Here is a 23789-nt window from a genome sequence, read left to right on the forward strand (position 1 = left end):
ACTCTTACATTACTTAAACATTACTGTGACTAGCCTTTGGTACGGTAAAACTACAGTTCAACCTCTCGAACGAAAAGTTTTTTTAGTTGTCACCAGCATATCGTAGTCGGCAATCCGGCCATTTAAACGATGATATTTTTTAGGTAGCTTTGCAATATATTTTTGTAAATGAAGAAGAGGTTACTGGTTTTATTATGTATTGTATTGTGTTATGCATTTGTTTTTTCACAGAAAATTACGGCGAAAGTTGTTGGTGTAAAAGACGGTGACACGTTTGTTGTTCTCCAGAAAAAAAAGGAAATTGTTGTAAGGCTTGAACATGTTGACGCGCCGGAGAAAAACCAGCCATTTGGCAATAGAGCAAAACAATTTGCCTCAGATTTTTGTTTCGGGAAGACGGTTGTAGTAATCGGGAATGGTAAGAAAGACCGTAACGGCAGATGGATTGGTGAAATTTTTTATAACAACCAAAACCTAAACAAAGAACTGGTGCGCAACGGGTTGGCGTGGCATTATAAACGCTATTCGAAAAGTGCAAACTATGCAGATCTGGAAACAGCGGCAAGAAAAAAGAAAGTTGGCCTTTGGAGGGATAAAGATCCGATTGCTCCCTGGAACTGGCGAAAATCTAAACGAAAGAAAGTGCAAAATTTATGAAAATTTAGGCTTCAATGATTGTGTTTTTTATTTAACTTTGTGTAAATCAATAACAAAAAAACAGTATTAATTATGGGAAAAGGAGATCAGAAATCAAGACGCGGAAAAGTGACTGCAGGAAGTTATGGTAAAAAAAGGCCGCGAAAATCGAAATCCGTTAAAAATATTCCGGTAAAGGTTTTGAATGAAGATGAGAAGAAAGATTCAAAAGTTAAAGTAAGAAAAGAAGTGGGATATCCTACAGAGAAATCTGAAAATGCCGAAATGCCCACTGAAACTAAACCAAAAGCTGCAGCAAAACCAAAAGCTGAAAAAGCAGAGACAAAAGAAGCTAAACCCAAAGCTGCGAAAACAAAAAAAACCGAAGAATAATCTTCGGTTTTTTTATTTGAATTCAGGCTTATTTACCGCCTAAAATACTTCCCAGAAGTCCGCCTAAGCCACCTTGCTGTTGTTGCTGTTGTTGCCCGCCGCCAAGAACACTGCCTAAAATATCATTCAGCGGGTTTCCGGAGGACTGCTGAGAACCGCCTCCCAGTACGCTGCCCAAAATATCATTCAAAGGGTTTGATGGTTCTGCCTGTGCCTGGTTTTGCGCACCGCCTAAAATACCGCCCAATAAATCGCCAAGTCCGCCGCCGGAATTTACGCCGCTCGACTGTTTTTCTTTGCCGATGTATCCCATGATCAGTGGCGCAAGCATGGCCAGTACCGGCCCGATTTTATCCATCGAAATTCCGGTGTTTTGCGAAAGTTGGTTTTCAACCTGAGCTTTCTGGCCGCCAAAAATATGGTCGAGGATCGAGCCTCCTTCCTGAACTCTGGCTTCAACCTGGGCAGGATTATCTAAAATACTTCCGTCATGGTCTTTGTCCAGCGCATTGTTTAACGCTTCGGCTTCATTGGGGTCTTCCTGAGATTTTTTTCTCAGGTAAGAAATTACCAGCGGTGCAGCTACCGCAAGAAGTGCAATAATTTGATTTTTACTGATGCCGAATTTGTTTTCGGCCTGAGAAGCTACCTGATTTCCGGCGTTTCCGGTAATTAATTCGATTAAGTTCATATTTTATTTTTTTTGGTTTTCTTGAATGAAGATTCTCAAAGTTACCAAAATCTATTCCGATAAGGAATATTTACAATAATAAAATACTGTTAAAGTTTAATTTTTAAAAATAGGAACATTGCTGCAGGCTTCGCCAAACATCAGTGACTTTACGAGGGGTTTCAGCTGTTCGACAAGTTCTATGTAAGCGTTTTCAGGGATATTTACATCAGAGCAACCTTTTACCAACACTCTTTTGTCTGTAAGTTTTGTAAAATCGTAAGTCTGCACTGCGTTATGCATCAGCAACACTTCCAGATCCTCGCGGTTACCGAAAACTATTTTTTTAGCATCGTCGGTAATTTTCGCGGTCAATAGGAAATAGGCCCAAAGCGGCACAATTGCATCCGCAGAATTATAAATGTAAACATAGCATTCCCGGTAATCTTCCGGATTTATTGCGGCGACTTTATCTCTGAAATCCTTTTCCCGAAGAATCATTCCTTCCCAAAGAAAATCTTTCAGATCGATCCCTTTTCGTGTGCCTTTCGGAACCAGTTCTGAAAGGTCGAAATTTACCAAACCACTCTCTGCAACTTTATTTTTGATTTCAAATTCTTCCGACATTTTTATTTTATCTTTGACGCAAAATTACGTTAATTTTCGCGAACAAAATTAAATCACCATGGAAGTAAACTTTGATCTTCACTGTGATCTTACTGCTTATCTTCTGCAGCCCAATTCTTCTCCCACTGGAGATGTACGCTGTTCAGTAGATAAACTTTTTACAGGACATGTGAAAATGCAGGTCATGGCTTTTTATTCCGCGACAGCGAAAGGAAGTGTTGATGAGGTTAGACAACAACTTAAGCGTTACCGCAGTCTACTGAATCTTCCTGGTGTTTATGAATTTTGTCCTGAAAACGCCGAACTTCAGGAAGGTTTAGGAATTATTGCAGCGGTAGAAAACGCCTCCGGACTTTGCGAAGAAGATCAGCCGATAGAAGATGCATTTAAAAATCTTGATTGGTTGATTTCTCAGGCGAAAATCATGTATGTAGGATTAACACATCATCTGGAGAACCGTTTTGGTGGTGGAAATTTTACGCAAACAGGACTTAAAGATGACGGTAAGCGTTTGATTGAATATTTGGATGGCCGCAAAATCGCCGTAGATTTATCCCACACCAGCGATCAACTGGCGTACGGAATCTTAAATTTTATTGATCAAAATAATTTAGATATCCCGGTTTTGGCAAGTCATTCGAATATGCGGGCGGTTTTTGATCATAACAGGAATCTTCCCGATGAACTTGTAACAGAAATTATAAACCGCAGCGGCTTAATCGGACTGAATTTTGTGAAATACTTTATAAACCTCGAAAATCACAATGAAATTTACCGTCATATCGAACATGCCATAAAACTTGGAGCAGAAGACCATCTTTGTTTTGGAGCCGATTTTTTTGATGATAAATCCCATCCTGAGCAGGACAGATATCCGTTTTTCTTTCCCGAATTTGGCGATTCAACGGCGTATTCAACCATCAACAGCAGAATTTCGGATCTGTTTTCTGATGAGTTGAAAGAGAAAATAAGTCATAGAAACGCACTCTGTTATTTTAAAAGACTCCACAAAATTTAAACCCAGCACTTTGAAATATTATATTATCGCAGGCGAAGCTTCCGGTGACCTGCACGCATCAAACCTCATGAAATCTCTTAAAAAGAAAGATACAAACCCAGAGTTCCGGTTTTGGGGAGGCGATCTGATGGCTGATGTGGCGGGAATTCAGCCGGTGAAACATTATAAAGAACTTGCTTTCATGGGTTTTCTGGAAGTGGCAAAAAACCTGAGAACCATCCTTAAAAATATTAAATTCTGTAAAGAGGATATTAAAACTCATCGTCCTGATGTGCTTATTCTGGTCGATTATCCGGGATTTAACCTTCGTATTGCAGCGTTTGCAAAAAGTTTAGGCATAAAAATTATCTATTATATTTCGCCACAGCTTTGGGCGTGGAAGGAAGGCCGTGTTGAGAAAATAAAGAATTACGTGGATGAAATGCTGGTGATTCTTCCCTTCGAGAAAGATTTTTACCGGAAACATGAAGTTGATGCACACTTTGTGGGACATCCTTTACTCGATGCGATTTCGGATCTGAAGCCTATTGATTCAGAAAAATTCAAAAAAGAAAACGGCCTAAACAGTAAAGACATTATTGCGCTTTTACCGGGTTCCCGAGAGCAGGAAGTCGCTAAAATGTTGGAAATTATGCTTTCGGTCCGTCCGTTTTTTAAGGATTATCAGTTTGTCATCGCCGGCGCTCCGAGTTTGCCTAAATCTTTTTATGAAAGGTATGTGGACGAGAATGTACATTTTGTTTCCAATAAAACCTATGATTTACTACGGAGTTCGAAAGCCGCACTGGTGACTTCCGGAACCGCAACCCTGGAAACTGCATTGCTGAACATTCCTGAAGTTGTATGTTACCGAAGCAGCCGGATTTCTTACGAAATTGGTAAAAGAGTTGTAAAAAACATTAAATATATCTCGCTGGTAAATTTAATCATGGATGAAGAAATTGTGACTGAACTTATCCAGAATGATTTAAATACTGAAAATCTTGTAAAGGAGCTGAACGCAATTTTAGTAGGGGAAGCCAGACAGAAGATGCTTGATGATTTCGGATTTCTACGCCAAAAACTGGGTGGGAGAGGCGCCAGCGACCACGCCGCAAATATTATCATAAATGGGTGATTTTACGGTACGCAGTAGAAGTAAAGATGTATAATTTTACCTCTAAAAACTGCTTTGCACAAACAGCCTCTACTTATCCTCTGTATTTGTTTTATTCTTGGGATTCTTCTGCAGGACTTTGTTTCACTGGAAGTCAAATACATTTATATGTTTCTGGTTTTCAGTTTTTTGATGCTTGTTTTGTATTTGGTTAAAGATTTTTATTTTCATCGGATCAGGCATGTTTCTCTTTTCTTTCTTTTCTTTTCATTGGGAATTTTTGCTCATTTTCTCAATTCAAAGAAACCTCTTCTTCCTGAGCTGAAAAGCAAGGAAGTTATCGTTTTTAAAATCACCAAAAAACTCAATTCAAACGAGAAAAACAGGCGTTACGAAATCTCAGCCTGGAAAGGAAAACAAACTTTTCTGAGTGTGCTTTCCGTCCCAAAATCTGAAGCTGAGCTTAATTTTCTTCATTACTACAAGGCGGAAGCCTACATTAACCGGTTCCAGAAGCCTTACAGTGATTTTCAGTTTGATTACGGTAAATATCTTTCGCGCAAGGATATTTATTTTCAGGCCTATCTGCCGAATTCTTTTCAGCGCGGTTTACGAAATGATTTAAGTTTTTCTGAAGAAATCCGGCAGAAAAGACTTTCAACTTTAAGTAAAATCGACAGCGCGAATTTAAGCAAACGAACGCGCGAATTTACCAAAGGAATCATCCTTGCCGACCGTACCGAGATGGATGCCGAAACGGTGGAAGATTTCACAAAATCTGGTCTGATGCATGTTTTGGCCATCTCGGGATCGCACATGGCTATTATTTTCTGGCTGATTCTGCTGGTCTTAAATCCCATATTTCCGCCCAGGTTCAGGAATTACAAAATAATTATTTCGCTTATTCTGATCTGGGCTTTCGCGATATTTATCGATTACGGAAATTCTGTAGTGCGCAGCTGCATCATGATTTCGGCATATTATCTTTCTGTTGCGCTGCAGCGGAAGCCCGATATTCTTCACGCGATGGCGGTGGCGGCATTCGGGATTTTAATTGCAGATACCAATCAGTTTTTCGATGTGGGTTTTCAGCTGAGTTTTGTTGCGGTTTTCGGTATTTTCTGGCTGAATCAACCGATTCTGCAATACCTTCCCAAACCCAAAAATAAATTTCAGAATCTTATGGTGAATGTGGTTTCGATAAGTATTGCTGCGCAAATCGTTACACTGCCGCTGGTGGTTTTTTATTTCCATCAGTATTCTGTTATTTCCATTGTCGCGAATCTTATCGTCATTCCGTTTTCAGAGATTCTTATTATATTCTCATTGCTAATGACCGTACTCATTGAGTTTTCAGTACAAATTAATTGGCTTAATTTTATTTACGATCAGTTGGTAACAAAAGCTTTGCAACTCATACACTTTTTTGCTGATCTGGATTTTGCTTTTCACAGAATGATTCCAATGACTCTGCTCGAAATGGCAGTGGGTTTTGTCATTATTTGGTTTTTAAGATTTGCAGTGATTACATTCAGTTTGAAAAATGTGCTTAAAGTTTCTTATTTCATCATCCTATTTGTTGCGTTGAGGTTTTTGTTGAATTACAGAGCGTCACAAATCAACGAGGTTTTGGTCCATCACTACTATAAAGAAAGAATTATTTCTGTAAAAACGAAGGATGAGGTTCGGTTTCTGATGAGGGCAAATACTAATTTGGGAAAGGTTGAAAAATTTGTTATTGAACCTTATTTAACATCGAGGAGAATCCGTAAATTTAAAACAGAAATCATTTCTGATGATGTTGAAAAAATAGTGATCAGCGGCAAAGAATATCACTTGAAATAGAACAGTTTTCACATTTCTTATTTAGAAAGATTACAAACTGAAATTTTCTGACATTTCTCACTTTTCTATAGCTTAACATTTTTTTAACTTTGTGAAAATTCAATTTAAACAATATTATGGCAGGATTAACCAGTTCTACTATCGGTAGAAAGTACGCAATGGCATTGTCTGCAATGTTTTTGCTCCTATTCCTTATCATGCACCTTTCGGTGAATTTAATTTCAGTATTCAGTCCAAGTGCGTTCAATTCGGCTTCCGAATTTATGGGTTACAACCCGCTCATTCAGTTCCTTATGCAGCCAATTCTGGGGTTTGCAGTCATTTTTCACTTTGTGATGGGTTTTGTTCTTGAACTTAAGAACAGAAGCGCAAGACCAGTAAAGTACGCAATGAACAACGGCTCAGCAAACTCTACATGGATGTCCAGAAACATGATTATCTCCGGATTGGTAGTGTTGGCATTTTTGGGACTGCACATGTACGATTTCTGGTGGCACGAGATCAACTTCAAATATGTTGAAGCGAATGCACCAGATAACGAAAGATTCTGGCACGAACTTCATGCGAAATTTGCTGATGCGTGGAGGGTAATTTTCTACATCATCGCTTTTGTATTGTTGGGTCTTCACTTGGCCCACGGTTTCCAGTCGTCTTTTCAGTCGGTCGGAGCAAGGCATCCCAAATATACGCCGGTAATCAAAGCGCTTGGAACATGGTATTCCATTTTGATTCCTGCAGGATTTATCATCATTGCACTGTATCACTTTTTAACGCAGTCTTAATTTTAAGTTTTGAATCATTCAAAATCTAAAATTTAAAATTTAAAATTTCTAAAAATGAGCAAATTAGATTCAAAAATTCCACACGGCCCGTTAGCCGAGAAGTGGACTAACCATAAAAATCACATGAACCTTGTTGCCCCTAACAACCGCGATAAAATTGATATTATCGTTGTAGGTACAGGTTTGGCAGGCGGTTCTGCCGCTGCAACTCTGGCAGAGCAGGGGTATAACGTAAAAGCATTCTGCTACCAGGATTCACCAAGAAGAGCGCACTCCATTGCTGCGCAGGGTGGTATCAATGCAGCTAAAAACTATCAGGGTGACGGAGATTCAACTTACAGATTGTTTTACGACACGATTAAAGGTGGAGATTACCGTGCAAGAGAAGCAAATGTTTACAGACTTGCAGAAGTTTCTGCAAATATCATTGACCAGTGTGTTGCGCAAGGCGTACCCTTCGGAAGAGAGTACGGTGGCCAGCTGGATAACCGTTCGTTCGGTGGAGTTCAGGTAAAAAGAACTTTTTACGCAAAAGGCCAAACCGGGCAGCAACTACTTTTAGGAGCTTATTCTGCGATGAGCCGCCAGATTGGTAAAGGCAGAATCAAGATGTACAACCGTCATGAAATGCTTGATCTGGTAATTGTTGACGGAAAAGCAAGAGGTATTATCGCAAGAAACCTGGTAACGGGAGAAATCGAAAGACATTCTGCACATGCTGTAGTTATTGCTTCAGGTGGTTACGGTAATGTTTATTTCCTTTCAACCAACGCGATGGGATCCAATGTTTCCGCAGCCTGGAAAATTCATAAAAAAGGAGCTTATTTCGCAAATCCTTGTTATGTACAGATTCACCCGACCTGTATTCCTGTTCACGGAACACAACAGTCTAAATTAACTTTGATGTCGGAATCCTTAAGAAACTCAGGAAGAATCTGGGTTCCTAAGAAAATTGAAGATGCAGTAGCGATTAGAGAAGGAAGATTAAGACCGGAAAACATTAAAGAAGAAGACAGAGATTATTATCTAGAAAGAAGATATCCTGCTTTCGGTAACCTTGTACCTCGTGACGTGGCATCCAGAGCAGCAAAAGAAAGATGCGACGCCGGTTACGGAATTGAAAATAATGATACGAAAGAAGGCGTTTACCTGGATTTCTCTACAGAAATTACCAAAAAAGGTAAAGAGGCAGCGCTCGAGAAAAATATTCACAATCCTACCGATCAGCAGATCTATGATTTAGGAAAAGCTTGGGTTGAAGAAAAATACGGAAACCTTTTTGTGATGTACGAAAAAATCACAGGCGAGAATCCTTATGTGACTCCAATGAAGATTTATCCGGCAGTTCACTATACCATGGGTGGTGTTTGGGTTGATTATAACCTGCAGTCAACCATTCCGGGATGTTTCGTGTTGGGTGAAGCCAATTTCTCTGATCACGGAGCAAACAGATTGGGTGCTTCTGCACTGATGCAGGGTCTGGCAGACGGTTATTTCGTTCTTCCATACACCATTGCAGATTATCTTTCGGCAGACATCAGAACAGGTTCAATTCCTACAGATTCTGCAGCTTTTGAAGCGGCAGAGAAAGAGGTGAAAGATAAAATCAATTTCTTCATCAATAATAAAGGCACCCATTCTGTAGATTATTTCCACAAAAAATTAGGACACATTATGTGGAATAAGGTGGGAATGGGAAGAACTCCTGAAGGTCTACAGGAAGCGATTAAGGAAATTGAGGAAGTAAGAAACGATTTCTGGAAAAATGTAAAAGTACCAGGCTCGAATGATGAAATGAATATGGAACTCGAGAAAGCGCTCAGAGTGGCAGATTTCCTTGAATTAGGACAGCTGATGGCGATTGATGCATTGAAGAGGGAAGAATCCTGCGGTGGACATTTCCGTTGGGATCATGCAACACCGGAAGGTGAGGCGGAGAGAGATGACCAAAACTTCAAATTTGTAGCAGCCTGGGAATATCAGGGGGCAGACATTAACCAAGAAGTATTGCACAAAGAAGAACTGGTGTACGAGAACATCGAAGTTAAAACAAGAAGTTATAAATAATCTCCAAAAAATTAATATAGAAATGAGTGCAAAAAAAGGATTAAACCTGACTCTGAAAATTTGGAGACAGAAAAGCAATAAATCAAAAGGACAGTTCGAAACCTATAAAATTTCTGATGTATCTACGGATTCTTCTTTCCTCGAAATGCTCGATATGCTCAATGAGAATCTTGTAAACGAAGGAAAAGAACCAGTAGCTTTCGATCACGACTGCCGCGAAGGAATCTGCGGAATGTGCTCGCTGTACATCAATGGGCGATCTCACGGTCCGGATACAGGAATCACCACTTGCCAGCTTCACATGAGAATGTTTAAAGACGGCGAAACCATCCACATCGAGCCATGGAGAAGTGCTGCTTTTCCGGTAATTAAAGATTTGGTGGTAGATCGAAGTGCTTTCGACAGAGTAATGGCAGCGGGAGGTTTCGTTTCTGTGAATACTTCAGGAAACACGCTGGATGCGAATGCGATCCCGGTTCCTAAAGAAGATGCTGACAAAGCGATGGATGCTGCAGCATGTATCGGGTGTGGTGCCTGCGTGGCCACCTGTAAAAACGGTTCAGCCATGTTATTTGTAGGAGCAAAGGTTTCTCAGTACGCCTTACTTCCGCAAGGCCGTGTTGAAGCGAAAAGAAGAGTGCTGAATATGGTGAAGGCCATGGATGAAGAAGGTTTCGGAAACTGCTCGAATACCGGCGCATGCGAGGTGGAATGTCCGAAAGGAATTTCCCTCGAAGTAATCGCCAGAATGAACAGAGAATACATTTCTGCCAATATCGACAGAGGATAAAACAGAAAATCATTACGAAAATGCCGCTTTCACTGCCGAAAGCGGTTTTTTCTTTGTTAAACTTTGCCAATTATATGATTAAAATTTTCTACAAGTCTTTATATAACTTATTTTTGCGCAAATTAAGTTTACACCGTTGAAATTAAAAATCGAAAAATTTATATACAATCAAAAAAACATGAGTAGATATTTTTTATTATTGATGTTCGCTTTCGTAGCAATGTCTTGTTCAAAAAAAGTAGAGGTAAAAGGTAATTTTGCCGGCGGGTCACCACTCGAAAGAATCGAGTTTATAGAAGCCTCCGGTGTGGCAACCCTTCCGTTGCTGAATTTGGGTGTAGACAGTAAAGGGAGTTTTTCCGGAAGCTTCGAAGCGCCTAAAAACGGCATGTACATTATGTCTTACGCCGGAAAAACAGCCATGATTTATCTTAAAGGTGGTCAGGAACTTAATATTTCAGGCCAGGCAGCCAACTTCCCCAATCAGTTTACCATTACCGGTGATGCAAAAAACAATAACGATTTCCTTTTAGAGGTAACCAAATTTATTCAGGGTTATGCAGGGAAAATCAATGTTGGCGAACTTGTAATGAAAAATGAAGCCGATTTCCTGAAAGCTGCTGAAAAAATCCGTACCGATATCGGGAACAGCATTGATGCTGCTGCTAAAAAAACTTCAGCAGATAATGAAGTGGTAGAATATAAAAAAGACGAACTGAATGCGAGTGTCTTAGGATTAATGAGCCAGTACGAAGTTAACCATCCGCAGGCTACGCAAAACCCAGCATACAAAGCGTCAAAAAATTTCAAAGATGCTGAAGCTAAGCTTAATGCAGACAGCGACAGACTTCTGAAAAACCAACCGATTTACAGAAATTATCTTTTGGGTAAACTAAGCCCGGAATTTCAGGCTTTTGCAAGCAAGCAGGCAACAGCAGGCAACCAATTATCTTCTGAATTATTTGCCAAATTTCTGGATACCAAAAAAGACCTTTCTCAGCTCACCAAAGATTATCTTCTGGCATTCGTACTTTCAAGTGGTGATATTACGCCGGGAATGACGGATGAAAATGCTGCTAAAATTAATAAAATCATTAATGAAAACATTAAAGATGCAGGCATTAAAAAAGATATGCAGCGAATTCAGTTCGTAATCGCCGGCCCGAAAGCTGGTGAAGCGGCACCGGATTCTAAACTCATCAAACAGGACGGAAGCGCTTTTAAACTGGCCGATGTAAAAGGAAAACCAAACCTCGTAATGTTCTATGCATCTTGGAATCCGTACATTTCTGAAGGTACAGTTCCTGTTCTGAAAGAAGTTGTAAATTTCTACAAATCTAAAATGGATTTCACTTTCGTGAATTTAGATGATACTAAAGACCAGTTCACCAAAACCAGCAATGCCATGATGAAAGGTATTCCCGGAAACAATGTTTACGGTGAGGGCGGACTGACCTCGCAGATTGCAAAAGATTTGGGAATTTACGGTTTCAAACTTCCTTCTTTCGTCGTTATCGATAAAGACGGAAAAATGGCAAGCCGTTTCTTTTACAACTTAGGAGATCCGGAATTGATCACCGTTTTGGATAAACTTACCGGCCTGAAAGCACCTACCGTGCAGCCTGAAGCTACTTTACAGAATGATTTGTTGGCACCACAGCCAGAAGTTGCTCCAACAAAGTAATTTCCATCAGAAATTGAAATATTTCCTGCTCATTTTATTTGGGCAGGATTTTTTTTATATTCGTTTAAAATTAAATCATGAAAAACGATTTACTTATTTCTCCAAGCATACTTTATTGGTTGGTCCTTTTCGGGATCATATTTACTGTTTTTTCAGTAAGTTTTGATCTTACATCGTTTGGTATCTCACTTCAGATGGGAAAAATATTATCATATGTTGCGGTGTTGTGCAATTTTACTGTTGCTTTTGTTCTTATTATTGATGTTTTTAAAAACCAAAATCCTTCGAGATTTTTATGGACATTGGGATTTCTACTTTTTGCAGCTTTTGTAGGATATTTTTACTTGAGAAATCGTCAATCTTATTCCGCATAACTATAAGTTTGATGTAATAACAAAGAGCTTTAGCGCATTTCTTTATAAATTATTATTTGACTTTATACTAAATTTTGTTTATTCTGCATTTTAGTAAAAAATAATTTAGTGAAATTCAAATTCCTCCCAGCGATTTATCGCCTTTTTTTTATTTTCAAAACCTTACTTTTGTGGTCATTATAATTGTAGATGAAAAGGAAAAGTAAAAATATCGTTTTAGAAAATATAAAACTGGTTTCAGCAGGTGCGAAAGGTGTTGCAGTAGGCAGAACTGAAGAAGGCAAAACTGTTTTGGTTTCCGGTGCAGTTCCCGGTGATGTGGTTAATGCCCGAGTGAAAAAATCGAAATCAAAATATTTTGAAGCGGATGTTGCCGAAATTGTGGAAAGATCACCTTTCAGAGTGGAGCCGAAATGTATTCACTTCGGTGTTTGCGGCGGCTGCAAATGGCAGAATCTTGCTTACGAAAAACAGCTGGATTTCAAACAGGACGAAGTCTTCAATCATATCAAAAGAATTGGCGGTTTTGAGGATTTCGAAACGTTGCCGATTTTGGGAAGTGAAGAACAGTATTTTTACCGTAATAAGATGGAATTTTCTTTTTCCAATGCGCGTTGGCTTACCCAATACGAAATCAGTTCGGAAGAGAATTTCGGTAACCGCGATGCGCTGGGCTTTCATATTCCTGGGATGTGGAGCAAAATTCTCGACCTTAAGGAATGCTGGCTGCAGGAAGATCCTTCCAATTTCATCCGACTTGCCGTAAAACAGTATGCCGTAGCCAACGGATTGGAGTTTTTCGATGTGAAAGAACAAACCGGCTTTTTACGGACTTTAATGCTGCGCCAGAACTCAAAAGGCGAATGGATGATTTTATTCCAGTTTTTCCGTGATGAAAAGGAAAACCGCGAGAAATTATTCGATTTTTTACTTTCAGAATTCCCGCAGATCAAAACTCTAGTGTACTGCATCAATTCAAAGCAAAACGATTCCATCTATGATCAACATGTGGTAACGTATTTCGGCGATGGATTTTTAATGGAGGAAATGGATGGTCTTCAGTTTAAAATCGGTCCGAAATCTTTCTTCCAGACCAATTATAAGCAGGCTCTGGAACTGTACAGAAAAACGCTGGAGTTTGCAGATCTAAAAGGCGATGAGGTAGTTTACGATTTATATACCGGAACCGGAACCATTGCACAGTACGTTGCCCGAAACGCAAAACAGGTCATCGGAATCGAATCCGTTCAGGAAGCCATTAACGCCGCAAAAGAACACGCCAAACTGAACGGGCTTTCGAACTGTACGTTTTACTGTGGCGATATGAAAGATATTTTTAATGATGAATTCCTTGCAAATCATCCGAAAGCTGATGTTCTGATTACGGATCCTCCGCGAGATGGGATGCACCAGAAAGTGGTAGAACAAATCCTGAAACTATCGCCTGAGAAAATTGTGTATGTAAGCTGTAATTCGGCGACGCAGGCAAGAGACATGGCATTGATGAAAGAGCATTACCGATTGGTGAAGATTCTCCCGGTAGATATGTTCCCGCAGACGCATCATGTGGAGAATATTGCGCTTCTGGTAAAGATTTAATTACATTTGAGTCATGAAGTTCCTGAAAATTTTTCTCGTTAGCGTATTTTTATTTTCGCTTTTCTCCTGCGGAAGTGATGATGATATCTGTATCAGTGGAGAAGCAACTCCCAGAATGAAACTGAAATTTAAGACGAAGGCCACAGGAAAACTCAAAACAATGGATTCTCTTTTTGTGAACGTGGATTACGGAAACGGTCAGATTCCTGTAATTGCTGCCAAAACAAAGACCGACTCTGTACTTATTCCGTTGCGGGTTGATGACGCGCCGTTCACCAAAATATATGTCGGTTTATCAAAAACCGCTGTTACTTCAGAGGTAAAGATTAATTACACTACAAAATCCGAGTACGTTTCGCCGGCCTGCGGAATCAAAAAAGTGTATGAAAATGCAAGCGCAATTCTGGAGGTTCCGGATCCCGTAATCGATATCGAACAAAACCAAACCCAAATTTCCGATGAATCCAAGACTCATTTTTTCCTTCTTTTTTAGTCTTCTGTTTTTTGCTGCTTTTGCTCAGAAAGCGCCGGACACTCTGCAAACTAAAGGGAAATATGAACCCAATTTAATGGTCGGAATTGATGTGTTGAATGCGGGAATCGGAGTATTCTCGGACCGACAGCTTTTTCAGGGTTTTGTGTCTTCGAGGGTTTCGAAAAACATTCATGCGGTCGCCGAAGCAGGTTATGAAAAAAATATTTACCGGAAAAACGGCTACGATGCTACTGCCAACGGTCCGTTTCTCAAGCTGGGTGCTTTTTATATGCTGGCAAAAGATAAAGAGAATGAGCTGAACGGCTTTTATGCCGGTGCCAAAGCAGCGGGTTCATTTTATAATCAGGAATATAAAGCGGTTCCGGTTCGTGGCTACGCCGGGAGCGACACTACTGTAGCATTCCCTGCCTCTTCGCAAAGTTCTTACTGGCTGGAAGCTGCGGTTGGTGGAAGAGTTCAGCTTTTTGAATCTCCGTTTTATATCGATGTGAATATCCAGCCGAGATATTTATTGTTCTCAACAACACAGGACGACATCAAGCCGATGATTGTTCCCGGCTTTGGCAAAAGCTCTGCAAAATTCAATGTAGGGTTCGCGTGGAATATTGCCTACCTTTTCTAAGTTGATTATAATATTATGCTTTGAATAATTTACCTGTAAATTTTCAGCCAGGTTTCAGCGTCAAATTTCTTAAAATTGTTTTATCGATTAAATTTTTATTATTAATTTCTTATATTTTATCCGAATTGTATAATTAATTTATGTAATAATTGGAAAATGTTTTGTGAACTAAATAAAATTATATCATTATTATTTTGACGGTCTGGAAAAAAAAATTACTTTTGGGATTAATTCAATAAAAAAAATATTAATCTATGAAGAGAATTTTTACTTCTGTACTTTGCGGATTGATGACAACGGCTGCTTTTGCCCAATGGAGCCCCACGTCGATGCAAGGTGAGAAAATTCGAACGGCGTCAAACGTCAAGAGTTATTATTCCTTGGATCTTAATGCAATGAGATCGAAACTTGCCAATGCGCAGGAAACCGGCAGCAACGCTGTTCCCGTAGAAATTAAACTCCCAACACTTAACGGTAAAATCGAAAGATTTGCAGTATACAGTTCACCTGTTGTGGTGAAATCTATTGCAGACCGATACCAGTTAGGTTCGTATGTTGGGGTTGGGATTGATGATCCGACCGCAATTGTGAGATTCAGTGTAGCGCCGAATGATTTCCAGTCGATGATCGTGAGAAACGGCAAGTATGAATTCATTGAGCCTCAGAATACTTCAAAAACAGTATACGGTGTTCACCCAAAAACCAATAAAACTGAAGAAGATAAAGCTTTTGTTTGTTCTACAAGTGAAGCTCCTTTGACCAAGGCACAAATGGACAAAATGTATATGTCCGGAAAGTCTTTTACCAATAATCCAACAGATTTTAGTAAGGCTTCTGATAAAAAATACAGAACCATGCGTCTGGCGATGACCACAAACGGTGAATATACCCAGTATTTTGGAGGTGTTGCAGGTGCAATGACTGCAATTAACGCAACATTGACAAGATGTAACGGTATTTTTGAAATGGATTTTGGTCTTCACCTGATTCTTCAGGATTTCCCGGGATTGATTTATCCGGATCCTGCTACCGATCCATATTCAACTACGCTTTCTAGCTGGAACCTTTCTGCTCAGAAAGCAATTACAGCAGTAGCTGGTGAAGCTAACTACGATATCGGACACATGTTTGGTGCTTCTGGTGGTGGTGGTAATGCTGGTTGTATCGGTTGTGTTTGTATAAGTCCACCATTAAATACTTCTGGTGTACCAACAGGAAACGGTAAAGGCTCGGGAATTACTTCTCCGGCAGACGGGATCCCAATGGGAGACAACTTCGATATCGATTATGTAGCTCACGAAATTGGTCATCAGCTTGGGGCAAACCATACTTTTTCTCATGGTTTAGAAGGTACAGGACAGAATGTTGAACCAGGTTCAGGTTCTACCATCATGGGTTATGCGGGAATTACCAGCCAGAATGTTCAGCAGCATTCTGATGCTTATTTCCACGTTAACTCAATCATTCAGGTGCAGAACAACCTTATCGCAAAAACTTGTGATATTGAAACTCCAGTGAACAACAATCCACCAGTAATTACTGCGATGGCAGATGTTACCATCCCGAAAAGTACCGCTTTTGTTTTGACAGCGCAGGCTACCGATGCGGAAGGTGATCCATTAACCTATACTTGGGAGCAAGTTGACAATGCAAGTACTTCGACTACCATTGCCAACCTTGGAACTTTAACCAACGGACCTACTTTTAGATCCTGGACTCCTACAGCCAGTCCTACGCGTTATTTCCCTAAGTTTTCTACCGTTTTAGCAGGAAATCTTAAAAACAATGCTGATTGGGAAGCGGTTTCTACCGTAGCAAGAACAACCAACTTCCGAGTTACCGTAAGGGATAACAATGCAGATGTAGCTCAGAAGCAAACGCAGTCTGCTTTACAGAAAGTTACCGTACACGCCAATGGACCTTTCAAAATTACTTCTACTAAAGTATATAACAATGCTCCGGGACCATTGACATGGGATGTCGTTGGAACGAACGCAGCTCCTTTTAATGTTGCCAACGTGAAGATTGATTATACCGCAGATAACGGTGCAACCTGGACGGAGCTTGCTGCTTCTACACCAAATGACGGTAGTGAAGATTTCAGTTTCGCATCTTTCCCAACAAATACTGCGCTGAAAGTTAGAATCTCAGCAATCGGAAACGTATTCTACGCTATTGCGCCGGTTACAGTTTCTGCAATTGTTGCGTGCGACGGTACTGCTCCTGCGGGACTTAATGTAACTGGTGTTACAACCGCTTCTGCAGTTGTTGCATGGGATCCTATCGCAAGTGCAACCTATATCGTGAGATACAAAAAAGCTGCTGATGCTACTTGGACTGAAGTTCCGGTATCGGCCAACACTTACACCATCACGAATTTAGATGAAGGTACAGCTTATAATGTTCAGGTTGCTTCTGTGTGTTCAGGTACAACAGGGACGTATACTGCGGTAACTAACTTCACAACATTAAATCTTCAGTACTGTACACTCACATCAACCAACTCAAGTGATGAGTATATCTCTAATGTAAAGATTACCGCTGAAGGTGCTGCTGGTGTGGACAGTTCATCAGGTGCTTCAACTTATACCAATTATTCATCTGATCCTGCAAGATTGGTGCGTTTGGCAAAAGGAACAAATAACAACACTATTTCTGTTACCAAAGCCTGGACTGGATCAATCTACAACGAAGCGGTGACGGTTTGGATCGACTTCGACAGAAGCGGAACTTTTGATGATGATGAATTTGTAATGTCTACTTCAGGTGATAAAACCACTCCTGTTACCGATACTTTCTCGGTTCCTGCAGATGCATATTCCGGAGATAAACCGGTAGGAATGAGGGTTGCTTTAAAATTCAGTACTCCTCAAATGACTCCTTGCGGTAGTTATACTTACGGGGAAGTAGAAGATTATGCAGTAATGATTTCAGCTACTTTGGGCGTAAATGATAATGTAAAAGCAAGTGCTGTTCAGGTATATCCAAACCCTGCAATCGATTTGCTAAATGTTACTAAAGTATCTGATAAAGCTTCTTATACCATTTACAACATGGCTGGTCAGGCTGTATCTAAAGGTAAAGTTACCAATGGTAAAGTACAGGTGTCTCAGTTAGAGAAAGGAGTTTATATGATTTCCGTAGATAATAACGGACAGATAAACCAAGTGAAATTTATCAAAAAATAATTTTCATCTTTTATAGAAATTAATCCCCGGAATACCACCGGGGATTTTTTTGTGCATTTAAAACATCCTCAGTGCGGTTTACGCCGTTGATCCTTTGGGATTTTTTAACAGTTTTATCTTCCATTTAACCTAACTTTAACCGTAAAATACCATCTTATCACGGTGCGTTATGTGATATTTCATTTATTTTTGCCGTGTATATGAAGAAGTCTTTTTTGCTCGCCACTTTACTGTTGATTTTTAAAGTTCAGGCCCAGTTTTTTTCCGGAGAAATTATCATCAGAGATAAGTCGATGTATTACCTGAATCAGGTGTATGTAACAAACCTTACTTCTCAAAGTACGGTTTATACCGATTATTTCGGGGCTTTCAGGATTCCGGCAAAACCTGGCGATGTCATCAGGTTTACTTCTATTGTTACCGACAGAAAAGACGTTGCCGTTACTGCTGAAGACCTACAGAATACAAGTAATTTCGTGGAACTGAAGATTGCGTATTACGACATACAGGAGGTGGTGATAAGTAAATTTAAACCTACGGGAAATCTGCGGAAAGACGTAAGCTCCCTGAAAAACGGTGAAAAAAATATGGCCCTGCAGAAAATGATTGGCCTGCCAGCTCCGAAAGGGGATGGTACGCCACCCCAACTTCCCGTAGCTGGTTTTGCAGGCGGCGGTCTTACATTCAGCCTGGAAAGTATCTACGACATTCTTTCCGGTGACCGGAAAAAGAAGGAAAGAGCCCAGCAATACGAAACAATGAACGGAGCTGTGGCAGGAATAAGGAATTATTTCGGAACTGAATATTTTACCAACCTGAAAATACCGGCAAATTACATTGATAACTTCCTGCAGTTCGTTTATACTTCAGATAATATCCTGCCTTACGTGCAGCACAATAACTACGAAGCGGTATCACTTTACATTGAAAAATATCTGCCAATTTACCAGCGCCGATTGCGGAATTCGCACTTAATGGAGGCTGCAAAGTGATTTTTCGTGATTTTTAATTTTTTATGTTAAATTAAAAGTTTTATATTTGGCGGCGCGTTATTAAGGATGATGGCATTTTATTGCCGTTTTAGTGTCCTTGCCTTATGTTAACTCATAAATTTTACTGAATGTCGTTTGTTAAAAATTTATTTTGTTTTTTAATGTTGTTGTCACTTTGTAATCTCTCTGCCCAGCGTAAGGGGAAAGATTACACCAACATCCTCCGCAGTAACAATATTTACGAGATCGATTCTTATCTGCGCATAGCGCATCCCGATGACCCCAAACGATCTGTACTGAAACCCCGGCTCGTAAAACTGCTGAATGAATATATTAAAACAGCACACCCATCAGACCAAAGGGTGAAGGATTTTCAGGAAAAGCTCGCAATTTTGCGTAGAAAACCCTCCACACGAATAAGTTTCGATGAGATGAATGACATCATCCGCCAGAAGCAAATTGCAAAATACCGCGAAGAGAGCGCAAAGAAACCAGGTAATTACGTAACCAAGGTTTACGGCAATGCCGGTGTTTCAGCCCCGTCAACATCTACGGGCGGCGCATCATCCGGTTACGTAAATCCGGAAGAGGCGGAATTCGAGATGCTGATGTCGGTAAATCCTGTTGAACATAAAAACAATACCGTAAAAATCCTGAATTCTCTCTTTGATAACGATCCGAACAGTAAAGAAAGCATCGTACTCATCGAAAACAAATCGAAGTGTAATATTATCATGCGAATCGAAGGTATTGGTAACACCAAATACAGGCTCGCAATACCTGCGCAAAGCGACAACACCATTGTGGTTGCCAAAGGCGATTATCTTTTCACAAGCCTTGTTTGTGGTGCCCAGTATGCATCGCAGAAAACCGTTCAGAAAGCGGTGATGGTTGCACTAGGAAACCAGTAGTTATAAATAAGTTAAAGTTCACGAAAAAAAATAAGTCTTGACCAATTTTATTTATTTTTGCACGTTTTTGAATGTAGAAAATGGGTAAAAATAAACTGGCAAGATTTGCCGAAAACAAAACACTTCCGAACGTATTTCAGCCAACCAGAGAAGAGGCACTCAATAATTATCCTTTAAAAGGAAAATGGAGATCCGAAGTCTTTAAAAACCATAACCCTATCGTACTGGAACTGGGTTGCGGAAAAGGTGAGTACTCCGTAGGTTTAGCAAAATCCTTCCCCGATAAAAACTTTATTGGCATCGATATTAAAGGAGCCAGATTTTGGTTTGGAGCCAAAGAAGCGGTGGAAAAAAAACTAAACAACGTGGCCTTCCTGAGAACACAGATTGAATTGGTAGACTGTTTTTTCGATCACGACGAAGTTGATGAAATCTGGATCACTTTTCCCGACCCACAAATCAAGTACCGAAGAACAAAGCACAGAATGACGCACCCGGATTTTCTGGAGCGTTATAAAAAAATTCTGAAGAAGGATGGTATCGTTCATCTGAAAACCGATTCAGAATTTCTGCACGGCTATACTTTAGGTTTACTGCAGGGACAGGGCCACGAGATTATTTCTGCCCATCATGATATTTACGGAGCGCCGGAATACGATCCGGGAACTCCGCTTTTAAGGGAAATAAAAACGTATTATGAGGGTTTATTTTCGGCGAAAGGCAAAACGATTACCTACATTAAATTTAAAATCAAGTAGTTCCTGTTTCTCATTAATGAAGAAAACATTTTTTATGATTGCGGCCTTCAGCTGCATGTCTCTTGCTGCCCAGAAACAGAACAGCAATATCCTGAACAGTAACGATCCACATGAGATCGAAATCTTCCTTAAAACCGCTCAGCGCGACGATCCGCGAAAACCAGCCCTCACAGGGAAATTGGCAGCTCTTAAAAGCTCAAAAACAGTTAAAACAGTACAGGCTGCACGTGTACCCCACACGTCTTCAGATCATGCCGTAAAGTTTGCTGACAAACCCACAGAAGAGGCGGAATTCCGCAGGCTGTCGATGGAAAGACCCGGTTCACATGAGCAGAAAACCGTGAAGCTTCTGAACCAACTTTTTGATAATGATGTTGCGAATAAAGAAGCGATCCTTCTCATCCAGAATAATTCCGGCTGTAACATGATCATTAAGGTACAGGGTAATGAAACCTATAACATTCCTATTCGTGCCGGCGGTGAAAATTTTGTGGTTTTGAAGAAAGGAAATTATCAACTCAGCGGAAACGCGTGCAACGCCAACTATTCTTCCTTGAAAAGTATCGCAAAGAATACTGTGGTTACGCTTAACAGAACAGATACTGTTTTACCGAAGGGAAAATTTGCGCAGAATGCTGAAGGAAAATAAAATATAAACTGATTAAAGATCGCCGCGCCTATTCTTTTTTTACTATTTTCAAAGAAACAAAAAAGGTTCAGAAATTTTCTGAACCTTTTTCAATATTGAAGATAAAATCTTATTCTGCAGCAGTATCGAAATCTGCATCAGCATCAGCTGAAACTTTTTCTCCTTCTTCTTTAGATTTTTCTTTATCTGCTTTTCTTTGAGATAATCCGTCTTTGATAGAACCTGAAACCACGCTAAGGATCATATCGATAGATTTAGATGCATCATCGTTTCCAGGAATTACGAAGTCTACTTTTCTTGGATCTGAGTTTGTATCTACGATACCGAAAACAGGGATACCCAATTTTTTAGCTTCAGTTACTGCGATGTGCTCTCTCATGATATCAACAACAAAAATTGCTGAAGGAAGACGTACCATGTCGGAAATTGAACCTAAGTTTTTCTCAAGGTTAGCACGCTGACGGTCAACCTGAAGTCTTTCTTTTTTAGATAAAGTTTCGAAAGTACCATCTTTCTTCATTTTATCGATGTGGTTCATTTTCTTAACAGCTTTACGGATGGTAACAAAGTTTGTTAACATCCCACCAGGCCATCTTTCTGTAATATAAGGCATATTAAGATCAGCAGCGTGTTTTGCCACCACTTCTTTCGCTTGTTTCTTTGTAGCTACGAAAAGAACTTTTTTGCCTGCAGAAGTAATTTTTTCCAAAGCGTTGCACGCCTCGTCTAATTTTACTGCTGTTTTATGTAAGTCTACAATGTGAATACCGTTTTTCTCCATAAAAATGTATGGAGCCATATTTGGATTCCACTTACGGGTCATGTGACCGAAGTGTACACCTGCCTCTAAAAGGTCTTTAACATTTGCTTTTGCCATGTCGCTTTTTTGTTTTTAGTTTACGTTCCGCTTTTTCGCAATCAACTTTTCTTTAGATGGGAGAAGAGTTTGGGTGCTAAACTAAACGGGGCATTTTTTGATTAGATAATAGAACCAAGAGCCAAGAACAAAGATTTTTGAAAGTCTCGAATCTCGAATCTTTTTGATTAACGTTTTGAGAACTGGAATCTCTTTCTTGCTTTCTTCTGACCTGGTTTCTTTCTTTCAACCATTCTTGCATCTCTTGTAAGCAATCCGTGAGGTTTCAATAATCCTCTGAACTCTTCGTTTACTTCGCACATTGCTCTGGAAATTCCAAGTCTGATTGCTTCTGCCTGCCCTGTAATTCCACCTCCGAAAACATTCACTGTTACGTCGTACTGACCTACAGTTTCTGTCAACAAAAATGGCTGGTTGATTTTGTAAACCAATACATCAGTACCGAAATAGTCTTTAGAATCCTTTTTGTTAATCGTGATTACTCCAGAACCTGGTTTCACATAAACTCTTGCAACTGAAGTTTTTCTTCTTCCGATTTTATGAACTATTGACATATTAATTATTTGAATTCGTTAATATTAATAACTTTTGGCTGTTGAGCTTCATGTTTGTGTTCAGTTCCTTCATATAAATAAAGGTTGCTGAATAACTGAGATCCCAATCTGTTTTTTGGAAGCATACCTTTTACAGATTTTTCCAATACTTTTAAAGAATCTTTTTTCTGAAGTTCAAGAGCAGTCATCGACTTCTGACCACCTGGATATCCAGTATGCCAAATGTAAGTCTTGTCAGCCCACTTGTTCCCGGAAAGGGTTACTTTCCCAGCATTCAAAACGATTACGTTATCTCCACAGTCTGCGTGAGGCGTAAAATTCGTTTTGTGCTTTCCTCTCAAAATCTTTGCAACCTTAGAAGCTAGTCTTCCTAACGGTTGTCCTTCAGCGTCTACCACAACCCATTCTTTATTAGCGGTAGCTTTGTTAGCTGAAACGGTTTTGTAACTTAATGTATTCACACTTTTTCGTTTAACGATTAAACATAATTTTCCCTAAATAGGGTGTGCAAAGGTAAAGATTTTTTTTGGAACAGAAAATATTTTAGGGAAGAATATCCTAAGGTTTTGAAAATGATGGGGTTATTTCTTTCGTAGAACCACAGCGGTAATCTTTTTAATACGTTAAATCAGGCTAATTTCTGAGAGATTTCGAACTTTTGAAACTTGCAAAAATATAATACGCCACAAAAACCATCGAAAATTTAATAACAGAAGGAACTGCTTTTTCCAAATCAAAGAGAAAAATACCTACCACAACTAAAACTGCCATTCCCAAAAAAGAAATGCCCAGTTTTTGAGGCAAGGTGAATTTTTCGTCATCCAGAAAATACGCCATTCCCCACGCAGCCCCGAATGCAAAACCATAATACAGATCCAGCGCCCAACCCTGACTTCCCAGAAGAAAATAATTCAGAAGAAAACTCACGAAGGTTCCGGCTAAAAAATAGATAATCGCGCGCTGCATAAAAATAATGTTTCCGCAAAAATAAAGATTAAAAATTTGAAACCAACTTATTTATATGCTATGCGATGAATTTTGGTAATGTATACAGGATTTCGCATTGCTTCTGAATAAAAGAGATTCTCATTCGATCGGTGTTTTATTTAATTCGTTAACAATCAAAAATATATAAGCGTCTTTTAAGTTTTTAAGAATTGA

24 protein-coding genes are annotated in these 23789 nt (G+C 39.7%); 18 read left to right on the top strand and 6 right to left on the bottom strand.

Translation table 11 applies throughout. The annotated features are described in order from the left end of the window. Positions 1-168: 168 nt before the first annotated feature. Together OK344_RS11745 and OK344_RS11750 are read left to right on the top strand one after the other, a co-directional pair. Complete coding sequence (locus OK344_RS11745; protein WP_265144952.1) at positions 169-657, top strand: thermonuclease family protein; 489 nt, start codon at positions 169-171, stop codon at positions 655-657. Between the two features lie 72 nt (positions 658-729). Continuing rightward, a complete protein-coding gene (locus OK344_RS11750; protein ID WP_265144953.1) occupies positions 730-1029 on the top strand; it encodes a 30S ribosomal protein THX in 300 nt (99 codons plus the stop codon). A 28-nt stretch (positions 1030-1057) separates the two neighbouring features. Here the strand turns inward: OK344_RS11750 and OK344_RS11755 are convergent, their stop codons facing one another. Next, positions 1058-1720, bottom strand: a complete 663-nt coding sequence (locus tag OK344_RS11755; protein WP_265144954.1) for a DUF937 domain-containing protein — start codon at positions 1718-1720, stop codon at positions 1058-1060. Between the two features lie 96 nt (positions 1721-1816). Then, positions 1817-2326 carry a DUF2480 family protein gene (locus OK344_RS11760; protein WP_265144955.1) on the bottom strand — a complete coding sequence of 170 codons (510 nt, stop codon included), beginning with the start codon at positions 2324-2326 and terminating at the stop codon, positions 1817-1819. Between the two features lie 58 nt (positions 2327-2384). On the opposite strand from OK344_RS11760, the gene OK344_RS11765 reads away from it, so the two are divergent. The 16 genes from OK344_RS11765 (at position 2385) to OK344_RS11840 (ending at position 21197) form a co-directional block, all read left to right on the top strand. Beyond that, positions 2385-3344 carry a dipeptidase gene (locus tag OK344_RS11765; protein WP_265144956.1) on the top strand — a complete coding sequence of 320 codons (960 nt, stop codon included), beginning with the start codon at positions 2385-2387 and terminating at the stop codon, positions 3342-3344. 10 nt (positions 3345-3354) lie between these two features. Beyond that, positions 3355-4461: a lipid-A-disaccharide synthase gene (gene lpxB, locus OK344_RS11770; protein ID WP_265144957.1), complete on the top strand. Its 1107-nt coding sequence runs from the start codon at positions 3355-3357 to the stop codon at positions 4459-4461. Between the two features lie 147 nt (positions 4462-4608). Next, positions 4609-6285, top strand: coding sequence for a ComEC/Rec2 family competence protein (locus OK344_RS11775; protein WP_265144958.1), 1677 nt, complete (start codon positions 4609-4611; stop codon positions 6283-6285). 116 nt (positions 6286-6401) lie between these two features. Then, the gene (locus OK344_RS11780; RefSeq protein WP_265144959.1) at positions 6402-7067 is read left to right on the top strand and encodes a succinate dehydrogenase cytochrome b subunit; all 666 of its coding nucleotides are present in this window, start codon (positions 6402-6404) and stop codon (positions 7065-7067) included. Positions 7068-7121: 54 nt separating this feature from the next. Continuing rightward, the gene (locus tag OK344_RS11785; RefSeq protein WP_265144960.1) at positions 7122-9134 is read left to right on the top strand and encodes a fumarate reductase/succinate dehydrogenase flavoprotein subunit; all 2013 of its coding nucleotides are present in this window, start codon (positions 7122-7124) and stop codon (positions 9132-9134) included. Positions 9135-9156: 22 nt separating this feature from the next. Then, positions 9157-9924 carry a succinate dehydrogenase/fumarate reductase iron-sulfur subunit gene (locus OK344_RS11790; protein ID WP_265144961.1) on the top strand — a complete coding sequence of 256 codons (768 nt, stop codon included), beginning with the start codon at positions 9157-9159 and terminating at the stop codon, positions 9922-9924. A 178-nt stretch (positions 9925-10102) separates the two neighbouring features. Continuing rightward, positions 10103-11608, top strand: a complete 1506-nt coding sequence (locus OK344_RS11795; RefSeq protein ID WP_265144962.1) for a TlpA family protein disulfide reductase — start codon at positions 10103-10105, stop codon at positions 11606-11608. A gap of 77 nt (positions 11609-11685) precedes the next feature. Continuing rightward, positions 11686-11982: a hypothetical protein gene (locus tag OK344_RS11800; protein ID WP_265144963.1), complete on the top strand. Its 297-nt coding sequence runs from the start codon at positions 11686-11688 to the stop codon at positions 11980-11982. Between the two features lie 189 nt (positions 11983-12171). Then, positions 12172-13581, top strand: coding sequence for a 23S rRNA (uracil(1939)-C(5))-methyltransferase RlmD (rlmD, locus tag OK344_RS11805; RefSeq protein WP_265144964.1), 1410 nt, complete (start codon positions 12172-12174; stop codon positions 13579-13581). A gap of 13 nt (positions 13582-13594) precedes the next feature. After that, the gene (locus tag OK344_RS11810) at positions 13595-14074 is read left to right on the top strand and encodes a DUF6452 family protein (protein ID WP_088469666.1); all 480 of its coding nucleotides are present in this window, start codon (positions 13595-13597) and stop codon (positions 14072-14074) included. Next, positions 14040-14699 (top strand): DUF6048 family protein, encoded by a 660-nt coding sequence (locus OK344_RS11815; protein WP_265144965.1) that lies wholly within the window; start codon positions 14040-14042, stop codon positions 14697-14699. The genes OK344_RS11810 and OK344_RS11815 overlap by 35 nt, the downstream gene beginning before the upstream one ends. Positions 14700-14953: 254 nt before the next feature. Next, on the top strand, positions 14954-17887 hold the full coding sequence (locus OK344_RS11820) for a reprolysin-like metallopeptidase (RefSeq protein WP_265144966.1): 2934 nt from the start codon (positions 14954-14956) through the stop codon (positions 17885-17887). A gap of 200 nt (positions 17888-18087) precedes the next feature. Continuing rightward, complete coding sequence (locus OK344_RS11825) at positions 18088-18879, top strand: hypothetical protein (RefSeq protein ID WP_265144967.1); 792 nt, start codon at positions 18088-18090, stop codon at positions 18877-18879. 161 nt (positions 18880-19040) lie between these two features. Continuing rightward, positions 19041-19790: a DUF6759 domain-containing protein gene (locus OK344_RS11830; protein WP_265144968.1), complete on the top strand. Its 750-nt coding sequence runs from the start codon at positions 19041-19043 to the stop codon at positions 19788-19790. An 80-nt stretch (positions 19791-19870) separates the two neighbouring features. After that, complete coding sequence (gene trmB / locus OK344_RS11835) at positions 19871-20548, top strand: tRNA (guanosine(46)-N7)-methyltransferase TrmB (RefSeq protein ID WP_265144969.1); 678 nt, start codon at positions 19871-19873, stop codon at positions 20546-20548. 34 nt (positions 20549-20582) lie between these two features. Continuing rightward, entirely contained in the window at positions 20583-21197 is a 615-nt protein-coding gene (locus OK344_RS11840; RefSeq protein WP_265144970.1) for a DUF6759 domain-containing protein, read from the top strand. A gap of 109 nt (positions 21198-21306) precedes the next feature. Here OK344_RS11840 and rpsB read toward each other — a convergent pair whose 3' ends face one another. From rpsB to OK344_RS11860, 4 genes are all read right to left on the bottom strand, one after another. Continuing rightward, positions 21307-22074, bottom strand: coding sequence for a 30S ribosomal protein S2 (rpsB, locus tag OK344_RS11845; protein WP_265144971.1), 768 nt, complete (start codon positions 22072-22074; stop codon positions 21307-21309). Positions 22075-22241: 167 nt separating this feature from the next. Continuing rightward, entirely contained in the window at positions 22242-22628 is a 387-nt protein-coding gene (rpsI, locus tag OK344_RS11850; RefSeq protein WP_088469673.1) for a 30S ribosomal protein S9, read from the bottom strand. 5 nt (positions 22629-22633) lie between these two features. Further along, a complete protein-coding gene (gene rplM, locus OK344_RS11855; RefSeq protein WP_027376676.1) occupies positions 22634-23089 on the bottom strand; it encodes a 50S ribosomal protein L13 in 456 nt (151 codons plus the stop codon). Positions 23090-23261: 172 nt separating this feature from the next. After that, complete coding sequence (locus tag OK344_RS11860) at positions 23262-23594, bottom strand: hypothetical protein (RefSeq protein ID WP_265144972.1); 333 nt, start codon at positions 23592-23594, stop codon at positions 23262-23264. Between the last annotated feature and the right edge of the window lie 195 nt (positions 23595-23789).

The organism is Kaistella yananensis (assembly GCF_026107505.2).
Classification (GTDB): domain Bacteria; phylum Bacteroidota; class Bacteroidia; order Flavobacteriales; family Weeksellaceae; genus Kaistella; species Kaistella yananensis.